Raw genomic sequence first — 14,964 nt, 5'->3', positions numbered from 1 at the left:
GGAGTGTCCCGGAGCGCGGGGCGGCGCGCCACCGAATTGATCGATCAAAGATCGTTCGCCCAGGTCACCTTAGGTATGCCTAAGTGATGCAGCGCACCGCCCGCCGCGCGGGGGGCGGGTTGTCAGGCTCTGAGGAATTACGCAACAATGGCGTTGTGAAATACGTTGGCGAGGCTCGGGAGACCCCCGCGGGGGCCCCGCAGGAGGAGCTCGCGACCGGAGAGCGCTCGACGCGCAACCGGGTCGCGCGGTCCATCCTGGACCACGGCCCGTCGACCGTGGCCGACCTCGCGGGCCGGCTGGGCCTGACCCAGGCCGCCGTCCGCCGCCACCTCGACGCGCTCGTCGCCGACGACGTCGTGCAGCCGCGCGAGCAGCGGGTCTACGGAGCCCGCACCCGCGGCCGTCCCGCCAAGGTGTTCGCCCTGACCGACTGCGGCCGCGACGCCTTCGACCAGTCCTACGACAAGCTCGCCGAGGACGCCCTGCGCTGGATCGCCGAGCGGGAGGGCGGCGACGAGGCGGTCCTCGCCTTCGCCCGCGCCCGGATCGCCGCGCAGGCCGACGCCTACCGCGAGGCCGTCGAGGCCGCGCCGCCCGAGGAGCGCACCGAGGCCCTGGCCAGGGCGCTGAGCGCCGACGGGTACGCTGCTGCGGCGCGCAGCGCACCGGTGGGGGAGCAGCTCTGCCAGCACCACTGCCCGGTCGCCCACGTCGCCGAGCGGTTCCCGCAGCTGTGCGAGGCGGAGACGGAGTTCTTCTCCCAGCTGCTCGGCACGCACGTCCAGCGGCTGGCCACCATCGCCCACGGCGACGGTGTGTGCACGACGTTCATCCCCAAGATTTCCCACACCGCTCACCACGCATCTGCAAGCACGGCCGGGAGGAACCCCGCATGACGCTCCCCACGGAGACTGCCCACCCCGAACTCGAGGGCCTGGGCAAGTACGAATACGGCTGGGCCGACTCCGACACGGCCGGCGCCTCTGCCAAGCGCGGCATCAACGAGGACGTCGTCCGCGACATCTCCGCGAAGAAGAACGAGCCGGAGTGGATGACCAAGCTCCGCCTCAAGGGCCTGCGCCTCTTCGAGAAGAAGCCCATGCCCAACTGGGGTTCGGACCTGTCGGGCATCGACTTCGACAACATCAAGTACTTCGTGCGGTCCACGGAGAAGCAGGCGGAGTCCTGGGAGGACCTGCCCGAGGACATCAAGAACACGTACGACAAGCTCGGCATCCCGGAGGCGGAGAAGCAGCGCCTCGTCGCCGGTGTCGCGGCCCAGTACGAGTCCGAGGTCGTCTACCACCAGATCCGCGAGGACCTGGAGGAGCAGGGCGTCATCTTCCTCGACACCGACACCGCCCTGCGGGAGCACCCGGAGCTCTTCAAGGAGTACTTCGGCACGGTCATCCCGGTGGGTGACAACAAGTTCGCGTCGCTGAACACGGCCGTGTGGTCCGGCGGCTCGTTCATCTACGTGCCGAAGGGCGTGCACGTCGAGATCCCGCTCCAGGCCTACTTCCGTATCAACACGGAGAACATGGGCCAGTTCGAGCGGACGCTGATCATCGTCGACGAGGACGCCTACGTCCACTACGTCGAGGGCTGCACGGCGCCGATCTACAAGTCGGACTCCCTGCACTCCGCGGTGGTCGAGATCATCGTGAAGAAGGGCGCCCGCTGCCGCTACACGACCATCCAGAACTGGTCGAACAACGTCTACAACCTGGTCACCAAGCGCGCCGTGGCGTACGAGGGCGCGACCATGGAGTGGATCGACGGCAACATCGGCTCCAAGGTCACCATGAAGTACCCGGCCGTCTACCTGATGGGCGAGCACGCCAAGGGCGAGACCCTCTCCATCGCCTTCGCGGGCGAGGGCCAGCACCAGGACGCCGGCTCCAAGATGGTCCACATGGCGCCGAACACCTCCTCGAACATCGTGTCGAAGTCGGTGGCGCGCGCCGGTGGCCGCACCTCCTACCGCGGTCTCGTGGAGATCGGCGAGGGCGCCCACGGCTCGAAGTCGAACGTCCTGTGCGACGCGCTGCTCGTCGACACCATCTCCCGTTCGGACACCTACCCCTACGTGGACGTCCGCGAGGACGACGTGTCCATGGGCCACGAGGCGACCGTCTCCAAGGTCTCCGAGGACCAGCTCTTCTACCTGATGAGCCGCGGCCTGACGGAGTTCGAGGCGATGGCGATGATCGTGCGCGGCTTCGTCGAGCCGATCGCCAAGGAGCTCCCCATGGAGTACGCCCTGGAACTCAACCGGCTGATCGAGCTGCAGATGGAAGGCGCGGTCGGCTAGCCCCGCCCGCACCAGCAGCCAGCGAATTCTGACGAAGGAAGAGAGCAGACCGACAGCCATGGCTGAGGCCCTTAACATCCCGGTGGGATCCACCACCGCCGGCCAGATCGCGGTGGCCGCGGAGTCGACCGTCGCCACGCGCATGAGCGCACCCCCGTCCTTCGACGTGGCGGACTTCCCGGTCCCGCACGGCCGCGAGGAGGAATGGCGGTTCACCCCGCTGGAGCGCCTGCGCGGGCTGCACGACGGCACCGCCGCCGCCACCGGCGACGGTGTGAAGGTCGCCATCGGCACGCCCGAGGGCGTCACCGTGGAGACCGTCGGCCGCGACGACGAGCGGATCGGCCGGGCGGGCACCCCCGTGGACCGGGTCGCCGCGCAGGCCTACTCGTCCTTCGAGACGGCCTCCGTCGTGACCGTCCCCAAGGAGACGGTCCTCGCCGAGCCGATCCGCATCGTCGTGCACGGCGAGGGCGGCACCGCCTACGGCCACCAGGTCGTCGAGCTGGGCGCCTTCGCCGAGGCCGTCGTGGTCATCGACCACACCGGTGACGCGGTCCTCGCCGCCAACGTCGACTACATCCTGGGCGACGGCGCCAAGCTGACCGTCGTCTCCGTCCAGGACTGGGACGACACGGCCGTCCACGTCGGCCAGCACAACGCCCTGATCGGCCGGGACGCCACCTTCAAGTCCTTCGTGGTCACCTTCGGCGGCGACGTCGTGCGCCTGCACCCGCGGGTCGCCTACGCCGGCACCGGCGGCGAGGCCGAGCTGTTCGGCCTGTACTTCACCGACGCGGGCCAGCACCAGGAGCACCGCCTCCTGGTCGACCACAACACCCCGCACTGCAAGTCCAACGTGATGTACAAGGGCGCGCTGCAGGGCGAGGGAGCCCACGCCGTGTGGATCGGCGACGTCCTCATCGAGGCCAAGGCCGAGGGCACCGACACCTACGAGATGAACCGGAACCTGGTGCTGACCGACGGCGCCCGGGTCGACTCCGTGCCCAACCTGGAGATCGAGACCGGTGAGATCGTCGGCGCGGGCCACGCCTCGGCGACCGGCCGCTTCGACGACGAGCAGCTCTTCTACCTGATGGCCCGCGGCATCCCGGCCGACGAGGCCCGCCGCCTGGTGGTCCGCGGCTTCTTCGCCGAGCTGGTCCAGCAGATCGGCGTCGACGACATCGCCGAGCGCCTTCTCGTGAAGATCGACGAGGAGCTGGAGGCGTCGCTCTGATGCCCGGTACCTTCGTGCGCGCCTGCGGGCTGAGCGAGCTGGAGGAGGACACCCCGAAGCGGGTGGAACTCGACGGCACGCCGGTCTCGGTCGTGAGGACCGGGGGCGAGGTGTTCGCGATCAACGACGTCTGCTCGCACGCGAACGTCTCGCTCTCCGAGGGCGAGGTGGAGGACTGCCAGATCGAGTGCTGGCTGCACGGCTCCGCCTTCGACCTCCGCACCGGCAAGCCGTCCGGCCTTCCCGCGACGCGCCCCGTCCCCGTATACCCCGTACAGATCGAAGGGGACGACGTGCTCGTCTCCCTCAACCAGGAGTCCTGAGGAACCCATGGCAACGCTTGAAATCCACGACCTGCACGTCACCGTCGAGGCCGACAACGCCACGAAGGAGATCCTCAAGGGCGTCGACCTGACCGTGAAGCAGGGCGAGACGCACGCCATCATGGGCCCCAACGGCTCGGGCAAGTCGACTCTCGCCTACTCGCTCGCGGGCCACCCGAAGTACACGATCACCGGCGGCACCGTCACCCTCGACGGCGAGGACGTCCTGGAGATGTCCGTCGACGAGCGCGCCCGCGCCGGCCTGTTCCTGGCGATGCAGTACCCGGTCGAGATCCCCGGCGTCTCCGTCTCCAACTTCCTGCGCACCTCCGCCACCGCCGTCCGCGGCGAGGCCCCCAAGCTGCGCCACTGGGTGAAGGAGGTGAAGGAGACCATGGAGCGCCTCTCCATGGACCCCTCCTTCGCGGAGCGCAACGTCAACGAGGGCTTCTCCGGCGGTGAGAAGAAGCGGCACGAGATCCTCCAGCTGGAGCTGCTCAAGCCGAAGATCGCCGTTCTCGACGAGACCGACTCCGGCCTCGACGTCGACGCCCTGCGCGTCGTCTCCGAGGGCGTCAACCGCGTCCGCGAGTCCGGCGAGGTGGGCACCCTGCTCATCACCCACTACACGCGCATCCTGCGCTACATCAAGCCCGACTTCGTCCACGTCTTCTCCGCGGGCCGCATCGTCGAGTCCGGCGGCGCCGAGCTCGCCGACAAGCTGGAGAACGAGGGCTACGAGGCGTACACGAAGGGTGGCGTATCCGCGTGACACAGCTGCCGGGCCTCCTCAACGAGTCCCGTCTTCTCGGCGAGGCCATCCGCAAGGACTTCCCCATCCTGGACCGCCAGGTCCACGACGGCCGGAAGCTGGTGTACCTGGACAACGCGGCGACCTCGCAGAAGCCGCGCCAGGTCCTGGACGCCCTGAACGACTACTACGAGCGCTACAACGCCAACGTCCACCGCGGTGTGCACGTGCTCGCCGAGGAGGCCACGGCGCTGTACGAGGGCGCGCGGGACAAGGTCGCCGCGTTCGTCAACGCGCCGAGCCGCGACGAGGTGATCTTCACCAAGAACGCCTCCGAGTCGCTCAACCTCGTGGCCAACATGCTCGGCTGGGCCGACGAGCCCTACCGCGTCGACCACGAGACCGAGATCGTCATCACGGAGATGGAGCACCACTCCAACATCGTGCCGTGGCAGCTGCTCTCGCAGCGCACCGGCGCGAAGCTGAAGTGGTTCGGGCTGACCGACGACGGCCGGCTCGACCTGTCGAACATCGACGAGGTCATCACCGAGAAGACGAAGATCGTCTCGTTCGTGCTGGTGTCGAACATCCTGGGCACCGTCAACCCGGTCGAGGCCATCGTGCGCCGCGCCCAGGAGGTCGGCGCCCTGGTCCTCATCGACGCCTCGCAGGCCGCCCCGCACATGCCGCTCGACGTGCAGGCCCTCCAGGCCGACTTCGTGGCCTTCACCGGCCACAAGATGTGCGGTCCGACCGGCATCGGTGTCCTGTGGGGACGCCAGGAGCTGCTGGAGGACCTCCCGCCGTTCCTCGGCGGCGGCGAGATGATCGAGACGGTGTCGATGCACTCGTCGACCTACGCTCCGGCCCCGCACAAGTTCGAGGCCGGCACCCCGCCGATCGCGCAGGCGGTCGGTCTGGGCGCGGCGATCGACTACCTGTCGTCGATCGGCATGGACAAGATCCTCGCCCACGAGCACGCCCTCACCGAGTACGCGGTGAAGCGGCTCGCGGACGTTCCCGACCTGCGGATCATCGGTCCGACCACGGCCGAGGACCGCGGCGCGGCGATCTCGTTCACCCTCGGTGACATCCACCCGCACGACGTGGGCCAGGTCCTCGACGAGCAGGGCATCGCGGTCCGGGTCGGCCACCACTGCGCCCGTCCGGTCTGCCTGCGGTACGGAATTCCCGCGACCACGCGAGCGTCGTTCTACCTGTACTCCACTCCGGCCGAGATCGACGCACTGGTCGATGGCCTGGAGCACGTCCGGAACTTCTTCGGCTGAGGGGCTGGCAGGGAACGTGAAGCTGGATTCGATGTACCAGGAAGTCATCCTGGACCACTACAAGCACCCGCACGGGCGCGGTCTGCGGGACGGCGACGCCGAGGTGCACCACGTCAACCCCACCTGCGGGGACGAGATCACCCTGCGGGTGAAGTACGACGGCGAGCGGATCGAGGACATCTCGTACGAGGGGCAGGGCTGTTCGATCAGCCAGGCCTCGGCCTCGGTGCTCAACGACCTGCTCGTCGGCAAGGACGTGGGCGACGCGCGGAAGATCCAGGAGACCTTCCTGGAGCTGATGCAGTCCAAGGGACGGATCGAGCCCGACGACACCATGGAGGAGGTGCTGGAGGACGCGGTCGCGTTCGCCGGCGTCTCCAAGTACCCGGCCCGGGTCAAGTGCGCCCTGCTGAGCTGGATGGCGTGGAAGGACGCGACGGCCCAGGCGCTGGGCGACGGGCCCGAGAAGGCTGAGAGGGAGACGGCATGAGCGAGGACACTGTGGCCGCGGGCGAGAGCCTGACGACGAAGCCGGCCTCCGAGGAGGAGGTCCGCGAGGCGCTGTACGACGTCGTCGACCCCGAGCTGGGCATCGACGTCGTCAACCTCGGCCTGATCTACGGCATCCACATCGACGACGCCAACATCGCGACGATCGACATGACCCTGACGTCGGCGGCCTGTCCGCTCACCGACGTCATCGAGGACCAGGCCAAGTCCGCCACGGACGGCCTCGTCAACGAACTGCGCATCAACTGGGTCTGGATGCCGCCGTGGGGCCCGGACAAGATCACGGACGACGGCCGCGAGCAGCTGAGGGCGCTCGGCTTCAACGTCTGAGACTCCCGAGGCCCGGTGATCCGGTACCTCGCACCCGCCGTGCTGCGGCACGCCCGAGGGGGCGGCACCTTGGGTGCCGCCCCCTCGGGCGTTCTGCGGCAGCGCCGAGCGTCTCACGGGTGGCCGGGGGCGGCTCCCGGTGGGGCCGTGGACGCGGCGGGTCCGGCCGCGGCCCGCGCCAGCGCGTCGGCCAGCCCCTCGCGCCGGATGCGCCGGTCGACGTAGAGCAGGGTCGTCACCAGCGGCAGGAACACCGAGGACACCAGTTGGGTGAGGAACGTCGCCGCGACCGTCAGGGCGAGGTAGGGCCCCAGCGCGGGCAGCATCGTCCCGAGCACCTCCGAGGGGTCCGCGGGCGGCGCCGCGGGGTCGTAGGACGAGAACACCGGCATCGTGAACATCAGCGGCATGCGGAGCACGGACGCCGCTGTCGCCGTGATCGCGCCGGCGAGCACCGTCACGCCGAAGGTGCGCCACCACGCGCCGCGCACCAGCCGCACCGACCGGCGCATCGCCGTCACCGGGGACGCGGTCTCCAGCACCGCGGCGGACGGGGCGAACACGAACAGCGTGTACACCCAGACCGCCGACGGCACGAGAAGCAGCGTGAGCAGGAAGAGGAGACCGGCCGCCGCCGGGGCGCCGGAAGCCAGGGCGGCGATCGTCGCCGCGAACGCAGCGAGCGCCAGGACCGTCGGGACCAGCACGGCGAGACCCGACAGGACGGACACCCCGAGCACCGAGGGAGTCCGCCCGCGCGTGCCGCGCAGGACGTCCGCGAAGCGGGCGGGCCGGCCCAGCACGGCCTCCTGGAGGGTCACCGCGCAGGCGGCCTGCACCACCGCGGTGGCCAGTTGGAGCGCGACCAGCGCGAGCGCCCACACCACCCCGAACGCCAGGAGCGGGGGCCGGAGGTCGGCCCACCGCGCCGGTCCGTCGCCGTCGACGAGTCGGTGCACATGGTCGGAGACCATGCCGTACGCGAGCGTCGCCGCGCCCGCCGCCAGCACGCCGAGGGCCAGGTGGACCAGGGCCGCCACGCCGAACAGCGGTTTCGCGTACCGGCCCATCGTGGTGAAGGCGCCGCCGAGAATCGCGTCCACGCCCAGCGGTGCGAGGGGTATCACGCCCGGTCTGGGCGGTGGCGGTGGCGGCGGGGTCCAGCCCCAGCCGCCGCCCGGAGCGCCGGCGTACGGTCCCTGCTGTCCCCACCCGGATCTGTCCGACATTCCCTGCACCCCATCGTCCGGGAGTCGTGCGACTCCGCCCCCACTGTGATCGCGAACGATATCCGCCGGTGCGCACGGCGCCCACGGGAGGAGGCTCCCGCGGTGTGTACAGGCGTACATATCGATGGGTACCGTTGTCCGCATGGGATACGTACTGCTCGCCGGAGCCATCGCGGCGGAGGTCGGCGCGACCACCGCGATGAAGTACACGGAGGGATTCAGCAGGCTGTGGCCGTCCGTCCTGACCGCCCTCGGGTACGTCGTCGCCTTCGCCCTGCTCGCCCAGACCCTGAAGACGATCTCGGTCGGCACCGCCTACGCGATCTGGGCCGGCGTCGGCACCGCCGCCATCGCCGCGATCGGCATGCTGTTCCTCGGCGAGGGGCTCACCCTCGCGCGGGCCGCGGGCATCGCGCTGATCATCGGCGGGGTCGTCCTGCTCAACCTGGGCGGGGCCCACTGATGCCCGCGCGCCCGGCCCCGGGCGGCGGCCGCTGATGGCGCGCCGGTACGACCCCGAGCGGCGCCAGCGGATCATCGACGCGGCGATCCGGGTCGTCGGCGCGAAGGGCATCGCCGGACTGAGCCACCGCTCCGCCGCCGCCGAGGCCGACGTGCCGCTCGGCTCGACCACCTACCACTTCGCCACCCTCGACGAACTCCTCGTCGCCGCGCTGCGCCAGGCGAACGAGGGCTTCGCGAAGGTGGTCGCGGCGCGCGGTGCCCTCCAGGACGTCCGCACCGACCTCGCGGCCGATCTCGCGGGACTGATAGGGCAGTGGCTGGCGGGCGACCGCACGGGCGTGGAGCTGGAGTACGAGCTGTACCTCGCCGCGCTCCGCCGTCCCGCCCTGCGCCCGGTCGCCGCCGAGTGGATCGACAGCCTGGTCGAGCCGCTGGCCCGGCGCACCGACCCGGTCACCGCGCGCGCCCTGGTCGCCCTCCTGGACGGCATCTGCCTCCAGGTCCTGCTGACCGGCGCGGCCTACGACGAGGAGTACGCCCGCGAGGTGCTGGCCCGCGTGCTGCCGTGAGGCCGGGGCGCGTCCGTCGGGGCGCCCGCGCCGTCGACGGACGCGCCCCGCGGGCAGCCGCCGCGGGTCCGCCGGGGAGACGGGCCGGCCGCGGCCCGCCCGGTACCCGAGACGCCCCGCGGCCGGGTTCGCCCGGGCGGGCCGCGCCACGTTAGGTTTCACCCATGACCGACACGACTGCTTCTCGTACCACCGGCGCCGTGGCCACCGGGCTCGCCACCCTCACCGCCGACGGCACCGTCCTCGACACCTGGTTCCCCGCGCCGGAACTGCTCGCCGAGCCCGGCCCGGCCGGCACCGAGCGGCTGTCCGCCGAGCGGGCCGTGGAGCTCCTCGGCGACGGCGCCGCCCAGGCGATCGGCCCGGACGCCCGCCGCGGCGTCGAGGTCGTCGCGGTCCGCACGGTCATCGCGTCCCTCGACGACAAGCCGCTCGACGCCCACGACGCCTACCTGCGCCTGCACCTCCTCTCGCACCGCCTGGTCCGGCCGCACGGCCAGAACCTCGACGGCCTGTTCGGCCTCCTCGCCAACGTCGCCTGGACCTCGCTCGGCCCGGTCGCCGTGGACGACGTCGAGACGGTCCGGCTGAACGCGCGCGCCGCCGGCCTGCACCTCCAGGTGACCTCCGTCGACAAGTTCCCGCGGATGACCGACTACGTCGCCCCCAAGGGCGTCCGGATCGCCGACGCCGACCGGGTCCGCCTCGGCGCCCACCTCGCCGCCGGCACGACGGTCATGCACGAGGGCTTCGTCAACTTCAACGCCGGCACGCTCGGCACCTCCATGGTGGAGGGCCGCATCTCCGCCGGAGTCGTGGTCGGCGACGGCTCCGACATCGGCGGCGGTGCCTCCACCATGGGCACCCTGTCCGGCGGCGGCAACGTGCGCATCACCATCGGCGAGCGCTGCCTCGTCGGCGCGGAGGCCGGCGTCGGGATCGCCCTCGGCGACGAGTGCGTGGTCGAGGCCGGTCTGTACGTCACCGCCGGCACCCGCGTGACGATGCCCGACGGCGAGATCGTCAAGGCCCGCGACCTGTCCGGCGCCTCGAACATCCTCTTCCGCCGGAACTCGGTCACCGGCAAGGTCGAGGCCCGCCCGAACAACGCGGTGTGGGGCGGCCTGAACGAGGTGCTGCACAGCCACAACTGACGGCACCGCACCGCACCGGCCCGGCCGGTGCCCGCCGTCCCAGGGTCAGGCCCTCCCGTCCGCGCGGGAGGGCCTGACCCGTCTCCGGACCCGGCCCGCGCGGCGCGGCGGTCCCGCGCCGGCTCCCGTGGCGCGGTCCGGGGCGGGCGCCCGGCGGTCCCGCGCCCGAGCCGTGCGGGGCGTCCCCGCGGGCCGGTGGGCGCGATGACGGCGGCCCGGACGCCGCGCGTGCGGACTCAGGCTCGCGCGGTCGCTGCGGGCGGGCGGGAAATTCCCGCCCGCCCGCAGGCATAGCGGCGGGGGTCCGGCCGCGTCGGAGGAAGCACAGGGGTGGGGCACAGAGCCCGCCGGGGAAGAGAAGGTGACGATGGATGCCGCGGCGCAGGAGAGTTTCAAGGAGTTCGTGGCGAGCAGGTCGTCCGCGCTGCTGAAGACGGCCGTCCTGCTCAGCGGCGGCGACCGGCACACCGCCGAGGACCTGCTGCAGAACGCGCTGATCAAGGTGGCGGGTCACTGGAACCGGATCGAGGAACCGGAGGCGTACGTGCGCCGCGTCCTGTACCGGCAGCAGGTCAGCCGGTGGCGGCTGAAGTGGCCGCGCCGCGAACTGAGCGTCGCCGAGACGCCCGAGGCGGGCTCCGGAGCGGACCCGGCGTCGGCCGCCGAACTGCGCCTGGTGATGCGCGGGGCGCTGGCCCGGCTGACCGCCCGGCAGCGCGCGGTGCTCGTGCTGCGCTACTTCGAGGACCTGCCGGAGGCCGACGTGGCCCGCATCCTGGGGTGCTCCGTGGGAACCGTGCGGTCCACCACACACCGCTCGCTGGCCCGCCTGCGCACCCTCGCCCCCGAACTCGCCGCGCTGGGCCCGGCCGCCGCCGAACAGCAGCCGTCCCGCACCAACTCTCCCGCGGAGGTGCGTCCGTGAACGTCGATCAGCTGGTGTCCGACGCCTTCCGCGAGCAGGCCGCGGACAGTGTGCCCGCACCCCCCTACTTCGCCGAGCGCGTCCTGGCCGTGCGGCGCAGGCGGCGTGCCCGCCGGCTCGCCTGCGCCGCCGCGGCGGCCGTCGTGGCCATCGCCGTCGCGGTGGGCGTTCCGCATCTCGGCGGAGGCGGGCAGGAGGTCCGGCCCGCGAGCGAGGTGAACCGGACCAACGTCATCGCGCACCCGGACCAGTCGCCGCCCCGGGACCTGGTCGCCGCGGGGGACACGGCGCTCGCCGCCTACTACGTCCGGCACCGGTTCGCGGTGTCCGCGGACACCGCGGTCAACGGCCGCGTCTACAGCGTGCTCGACCAGAAGACCGGCAGGTACGTGAAGGCCACCCGGTGGTCGTACGTCGACGTGGCCCCCGGCATGCGGACCGCGGCCGTCCTGGAGAGGGAGCTGCCGACCCGGCGGATCGGCCTGCTCGACCTGCTCACCGGCCGGATCGAACGCTGGATTCCCGTGGACCATCCGGTCGCCTCGGTCGCGTTCTCCGCCGACGGCCGCAAGCTGGTCGCGACGACGTACACCGAGAACCCCGATCTGGTCCACAAGCTGGACTACGACGCCGACGGAGACGGCACGAACGACTGGGGAACGGACTTCGGCGACTCCGGCCGGACGGGCTTCAGCATCGTGGACGTGGCCTCGGGCACGAGCTCCTGGAGCGAGGTGACCGACCGCTCGGACCTGAACGCGCGTGAGGACTTCGCCTTCGGCCGGGACGGCCGGTCGGTCTACGCGGGGGTGACCACGGCCCCCGGAACCCGGTTCTACGACCTGCACGGCGACCGGACCGCCGCGCCCCCCGAGGAGGCCCACCTGGACGGCTTCGTCGAGGCGCGGCTGTCCCCGAACGGCAGGCTCGCCGCCGGCGGCTTCGTGGGCGGGGCCAAGACGACCGCCTCGGAGATCACCGACGCCCGCTCGGGCCGGCGGGTCGCCACCGTGCACGGGCAGCAACTGCTCGCCTGGGCCGACGACGAGCGGCTGATCGCCTGGGACATCGCCCCGGGGGCGAACGAGTTCCGCAACCGGCTGGTGCTCGTCACCATCGGCAGCGACACCGTCGTCCCGCTCAGCGGATTCCGGCAGGGCGGCGACGGTGCCGCCGGCCGCTGGACCCCGCTCTTCGCCCGGCGCTGAGGAGCCGGATCGGGGAGCGGAGGGACCGGGCGAGGGCACCCTCGCCGGGCGCCGGGACGGGAGGGGCGGACGGGGGTCGGCCCACCCGCCCGGCGCGAGGGGCGGGGACGGCCTCGCCCGGTCCCGCCTGCCGCGAACGCGCGCCGGGCCGTGCCGTCTCAGGGGGTGCCGTCGATCGCCCGGCCGTAGGCCGCCCGCAGTGCGTCGGCCGCCTCCCGGCCCGCGGGCCGCAGCGGGGGACGGAGCGGCCCGCCGGGCAGGCCGAGGTCGGTGAGCAGTGCCTTCGCCGTGACGGCGCCCGGCAGACCCGCCGCCGTCATCTGCTCGACCAGCGGCAGCAGCCTGCGCTGGAGGAGGGCCGCGCCGTCACCGTCCCCGGCGTCGAACAGGTCGAGCAGCGTGCGGAACGGACGGGGCGCCACGTTGGCGGCCGTGCCGACGTACCCGGACGCGCCGAGCGCACGGAGCGCCACCACCTGCTCGTCGCAGCCCGCGTAGTACGCCAACTCCGTTGCGGCCAGCACCTTCTGGGTGCCGAGCAGGTCGTACGAGCAGTCCTTGACCGCCGTGATCCGGGGGTGCTCCGCCAGCCGGATCATCGTCTCCGGTTCGATCCGGGTCCCGGTCCGGCCCGGAATGTCGTACAGCACGAGGGGAAGCCCGGACGCGTCCGCGATCTCCCGGAAGTGCGCCTCGACCGCCTCCTGCGGCGGCCTGCTGTAGTAGGGCGCGACCACCAGCAGGCCGTCCGCGCCCGCCTTCTCGGCCGCGAGCGCCAACTCCACCGTGTGCCGGGTGTCGGCCGTGCCCACCCCGGCCACGATCGACGCCCGGTCGCCGACCGCCTCCCGCACCGCGCGTACCAGCGTGGTCTTCTCGGCGTCCGTGGTGGTGGGCGACTCTCCCGTCGTCCCGGACAGCACCAGTCCCTCGCAGCCGCCGGCCACCAGATGCTCGGCGAGCCGTTGCGCCCCGTCCGGGTCCAGCGCCCCCGCCGGGGTGAAGGGCGTGACCATCGCGCAGAGCGCCCGGCCGAGCGACAGGTCCGGCCGGCGGGTGGACCGGGCGGCGGCGGGGAGAGGGAGGGCGGCGGTCGGGGGAGCGGTCCTCGCATCGTTCATGCAAGGAGTGTCGGACGCACGACGGTGAAGCTCCACTTAATTCTTCTACGAGATAGCGGCAATGAAAGCTAATCAGTCGACGGGGGGAGAGACGCCGGGCCGGGGAGGGGAGGCCGGGCTCCGGCGTCCCGACTGCGCCGACGGGAGGCGGAGTTGGCCGACCGGAGGTCCGGATCGGGAGGGGTAGGGCGGGCCGGGCCGGGTACCCGGGGCGCCGAGGGTGCGCACCAGGTCCCATCGCGGGGCTGGAGGGGAGCGATGCGGCGGCGAACCGGGTTCCGGTCCGCCGCCGCATCACGTCCGGCCGGAGGCCGGGCGGGACCGGCTCACACCCGCCCCGCGGTGTCGCCTCCGGCGCCCGTGCCCGGCGGCACGATGCCGGTGTCGACCTTCTGCCGGGCGGCGAGCAGGGCCCGCAGGCGGGGCGGCCACGTGCGGGTGTCGCGGGGCTCCACGTACGGCTCCTCGGTGGGCAGCCGTCCGTCGCTGCCGATGGCCCGCTGCCGGGCCAGCTCGGCGTCGAACTCCAGGCCGAGCAGGATGGCCAGGTTGGTGAGCCACAGCCAGACCAGGAAGACGACGGCGCCCGCGAGCGTTCCGTACGTCTTGTTGTACGAGCCGAAGCCAGCGGCGTAGAAGGCGAAGCCGGCGGACGCGGCCAGCCAGATCAGGGTGGCGATGACGCTGCCCGGACTGAACCAGCGGAAGCCGTGCCCGTGCACGTTGGGCGCGGCCCAGTACAGCAGCGCGATCATCAGCTGCACGAACACCAGCAGGACGGGCCATTTGGCGATCGACCAGGCCGTGATCGCGGCCTCGCCGAGCCCGAAGGCGGTGCCCGCCCGCTCGGCCAGCGGTCCGGTGAACACGACGATGACCGCGCTCGCCGCGAGCAGCACCATCAGTGTGACGGTCAGCGCGAGCCGCAGCGGCGTCACCTTCCAGACCGGTCGGCCCTCCGGCAGGTCGTAGACCGCGTTGGAGGTGCGGATGAAGGCGCCGACGTAACCGGACGCGGACCACAGGGCCGCGCAGAGTCCGACGACCGCCAGCACGCCGCCCGTCCCGCCGCTGTCGCCGAGCTGGATCACGGCGTCCTGCAGTATCCGGCGCACCGGACCGGGTGCCAGGTCCCCGATGTTCTCCAGGAGCCGGCCGGTGACGCGCTGTCCCACGACGCCCAGCAGGGACACCAGCACCAGGAGCGCGGGGAACAGCGACAGCACCCCGTAGTACGTCAGCGCCGCGGCCCGGTCCGGGAGTTCGTCTTCCCGGAACTCCTTCGCGGTGCGCCACGACACCGCCCACCACGAGCGCGCGGTCAGGGGGGCCGCGCCGCCGGCGTCCGCCTCGCGGGCCGGCTCGGGCCCCCGGTCCGGGGGCGTCTGCGCGCGGGCGTCCGCGCCCGGGTCGGAGCCGGTCCCGGGCGCCGCCTCCGCCTCTCGGCGGGTGTTCGCGTCCGGTCGCGGGCTCACCCCCGGCCGCGCCCCGCCGCCCGGGCCCGCGTTCGCGTCCCCCCGGGCGTCACCCCCC

Annotated in this window: 16 protein-coding genes; 13 read left to right on the top strand and 3 right to left on the bottom strand. The window is 72.3% G+C overall.

Annotation, left to right across the window (positions count from 1 at the left end; genetic code table 11):
* Positions 1–155: 155 nt before the first annotated feature.
* From ACGFS9_RS23895 to ACGFS9_RS23860, 8 genes are read left to right on the top strand one after another with little or no spacing between them, the layout of a single operon-like run.
* Entirely contained in the window at positions 156–899 is a 744-nt protein-coding gene (locus ACGFS9_RS23895; protein WP_393255981.1) for a helix-turn-helix transcriptional regulator, read from the top strand.
* Positions 896–2,317 (top strand): Fe-S cluster assembly protein SufB, encoded by a 1,422-nt coding sequence (gene sufB / locus ACGFS9_RS23890; protein ID WP_393255979.1) that lies wholly within the window; start codon positions 896–898, stop codon positions 2,315–2,317. The genes ACGFS9_RS23895 and sufB overlap by 4 nt, the downstream gene beginning before the upstream one ends.
* Before the next feature lie 58 nt (positions 2,318–2,375).
* Complete coding sequence (sufD, locus tag ACGFS9_RS23885) at positions 2,376–3,557, top strand: Fe-S cluster assembly protein SufD (RefSeq protein ID WP_393255978.1); 1,182 nt, start codon at positions 2,376–2,378, stop codon at positions 3,555–3,557.
* The gene (locus tag ACGFS9_RS23880; protein ID WP_393255976.1) at positions 3,557–3,880 is read left to right on the top strand and encodes a non-heme iron oxygenase ferredoxin subunit; all 324 of its coding nucleotides are present in this window, start codon (positions 3,557–3,559) and stop codon (positions 3,878–3,880) included. Before sufD ends, ACGFS9_RS23880 begins: the two co-directional genes overlap by 1 nt.
* A 7-nt stretch (positions 3,881–3,887) precedes the next feature.
* Positions 3,888–4,652: a Fe-S cluster assembly ATPase SufC gene (gene sufC, locus ACGFS9_RS23875; RefSeq protein ID WP_393255975.1), complete on the top strand. Its 765-nt coding sequence runs from the start codon at positions 3,888–3,890 to the stop codon at positions 4,650–4,652.
* Complete coding sequence (locus tag ACGFS9_RS23870; protein WP_393255973.1) at positions 4,649–5,920, top strand: cysteine desulfurase; 1,272 nt, start codon at positions 4,649–4,651, stop codon at positions 5,918–5,920. Before sufC ends, ACGFS9_RS23870 begins: the two co-directional genes overlap by 4 nt.
* 16 nt (positions 5,921–5,936) lie before the next feature.
* Positions 5,937–6,410, top strand: coding sequence for a Fe-S cluster assembly sulfur transfer protein SufU (sufU, locus tag ACGFS9_RS23865; protein ID WP_393255972.1), 474 nt, complete (start codon positions 5,937–5,939; stop codon positions 6,408–6,410).
* Positions 6,407–6,760, top strand: a complete 354-nt coding sequence (locus ACGFS9_RS23860; protein WP_393255970.1) for a metal-sulfur cluster assembly factor — start codon at positions 6,407–6,409, stop codon at positions 6,758–6,760. The genes sufU and ACGFS9_RS23860 overlap by 4 nt, the downstream gene beginning before the upstream one ends.
* A 113-nt stretch (positions 6,761–6,873) precedes the next feature.
* On the opposite strand, the gene ACGFS9_RS23855 is transcribed toward ACGFS9_RS23860, so the two are convergent.
* A complete protein-coding gene (locus ACGFS9_RS23855) occupies positions 6,874–7,887 on the bottom strand; it encodes a hypothetical protein (RefSeq protein ID WP_393255968.1) in 1,014 nt (337 codons plus the stop codon).
* A gap of 244 nt (positions 7,888–8,131) precedes the next feature.
* Here ACGFS9_RS23855 and ACGFS9_RS23850 point away from each other — a divergent pair, with 244 nt between their 5' ends.
* From ACGFS9_RS23850 to ACGFS9_RS23830, 5 genes are all read left to right on the top strand, one after another.
* Positions 8,132–8,452, top strand: a complete 321-nt coding sequence (locus ACGFS9_RS23850) for a DMT family transporter (protein ID WP_393255966.1) — start codon at positions 8,132–8,134, stop codon at positions 8,450–8,452.
* Between the two features lie 34 nt (positions 8,453–8,486).
* Entirely contained in the window at positions 8,487–9,023 is a 537-nt protein-coding gene (locus ACGFS9_RS23845) for a TetR/AcrR family transcriptional regulator (RefSeq protein WP_393255964.1), read from the top strand.
* A gap of 164 nt (positions 9,024–9,187) precedes the next feature.
* On the top strand, positions 9,188–10,177 hold the full coding sequence (gene dapD, locus ACGFS9_RS23840) for a 2,3,4,5-tetrahydropyridine-2,6-dicarboxylate N-succinyltransferase (protein ID WP_393255963.1): 990 nt from the start codon (positions 9,188–9,190) through the stop codon (positions 10,175–10,177).
* A 367-nt stretch (positions 10,178–10,544) separates the two neighbouring features.
* Positions 10,545–11,102: a SigE family RNA polymerase sigma factor gene (locus ACGFS9_RS23835; protein WP_393256003.1), complete on the top strand. Its 558-nt coding sequence runs from the start codon at positions 10,545–10,547 to the stop codon at positions 11,100–11,102.
* Positions 11,099–12,310, top strand: coding sequence for a WD40 repeat domain-containing protein (locus ACGFS9_RS23830; protein WP_393255962.1), 1,212 nt, complete (start codon positions 11,099–11,101; stop codon positions 12,308–12,310). The genes ACGFS9_RS23835 and ACGFS9_RS23830 overlap by 4 nt, the downstream gene beginning before the upstream one ends.
* A 158-nt stretch (positions 12,311–12,468) precedes the next feature.
* On the opposite strand, the gene dapA is transcribed toward ACGFS9_RS23830, so the two are convergent.
* A complete protein-coding gene (gene dapA, locus ACGFS9_RS23825) occupies positions 12,469–13,431 on the bottom strand; it encodes a 4-hydroxy-tetrahydrodipicolinate synthase (RefSeq protein ID WP_393255960.1) in 963 nt (320 codons plus the stop codon).
* 326 nt (positions 13,432–13,757) lie between these two features.
* Positions 13,758–14,906 carry a YihY/virulence factor BrkB family protein gene (locus ACGFS9_RS23820; protein ID WP_393255958.1) on the bottom strand — a complete coding sequence of 383 codons (1,149 nt, stop codon included), beginning with the start codon at positions 14,904–14,906 and terminating at the stop codon, positions 13,758–13,760.
* Between the last annotated feature and the right edge of the window lie 58 nt (positions 14,907–14,964).

The organism is Streptomyces sp. NPDC048566, assembly GCF_043199735.1.
GTDB lineage: Bacteria > Actinomycetota > Actinomycetes > Streptomycetales > Streptomycetaceae > Streptomyces.
This window is presented reverse-complemented; position numbering and strand designations above follow the sequence as displayed.

Excerpts from the sequence above, each read along its gene's own strand:
- ACGFS9_RS23880 (WP_393255976.1), top strand. The coding sequence starts at position 3,557 with ATGCCCGGTACCTTCGTGCGCGCCTGCGGGCTGAGCGAGCTGGAGGAG.
- dapA (WP_393255960.1), bottom strand. The coding sequence starts at position 13,431 with ATGAACGATGCGAGGACCGCTCCCCCGACCGCCGCCCTCCCTCTCCCC.
- ACGFS9_RS23835 (WP_393256003.1), top strand. The coding sequence starts at position 10,545 with ATGGATGCCGCGGCGCAGGAGAGTTTCAAGGAGTTCGTGGCGAGCAGG.
- sufC (WP_393255975.1), top strand. The coding sequence starts at position 3,888 with ATGGCAACGCTTGAAATCCACGACCTGCACGTCACCGTCGAGGCCGAC.
- ACGFS9_RS23850 (WP_393255966.1), top strand. The coding sequence starts at position 8,132 with ATGGGATACGTACTGCTCGCCGGAGCCATCGCGGCGGAGGTCGGCGCG.
- dapD (WP_393255963.1), top strand. The coding sequence starts at position 9,188 with ATGACCGACACGACTGCTTCTCGTACCACCGGCGCCGTGGCCACCGGG.
- sufD (WP_393255978.1), top strand. The coding sequence starts at position 2,376 with ATGGCTGAGGCCCTTAACATCCCGGTGGGATCCACCACCGCCGGCCAG.
- ACGFS9_RS23845 (WP_393255964.1), top strand. The coding sequence starts at position 8,487 with ATGGCGCGCCGGTACGACCCCGAGCGGCGCCAGCGGATCATCGACGCG.
- sufB (WP_393255979.1), top strand. The coding sequence starts at position 896 with ATGACGCTCCCCACGGAGACTGCCCACCCCGAACTCGAGGGCCTGGGC.
- ACGFS9_RS23860 (WP_393255970.1), top strand. The coding sequence starts at position 6,407 with ATGAGCGAGGACACTGTGGCCGCGGGCGAGAGCCTGACGACGAAGCCG.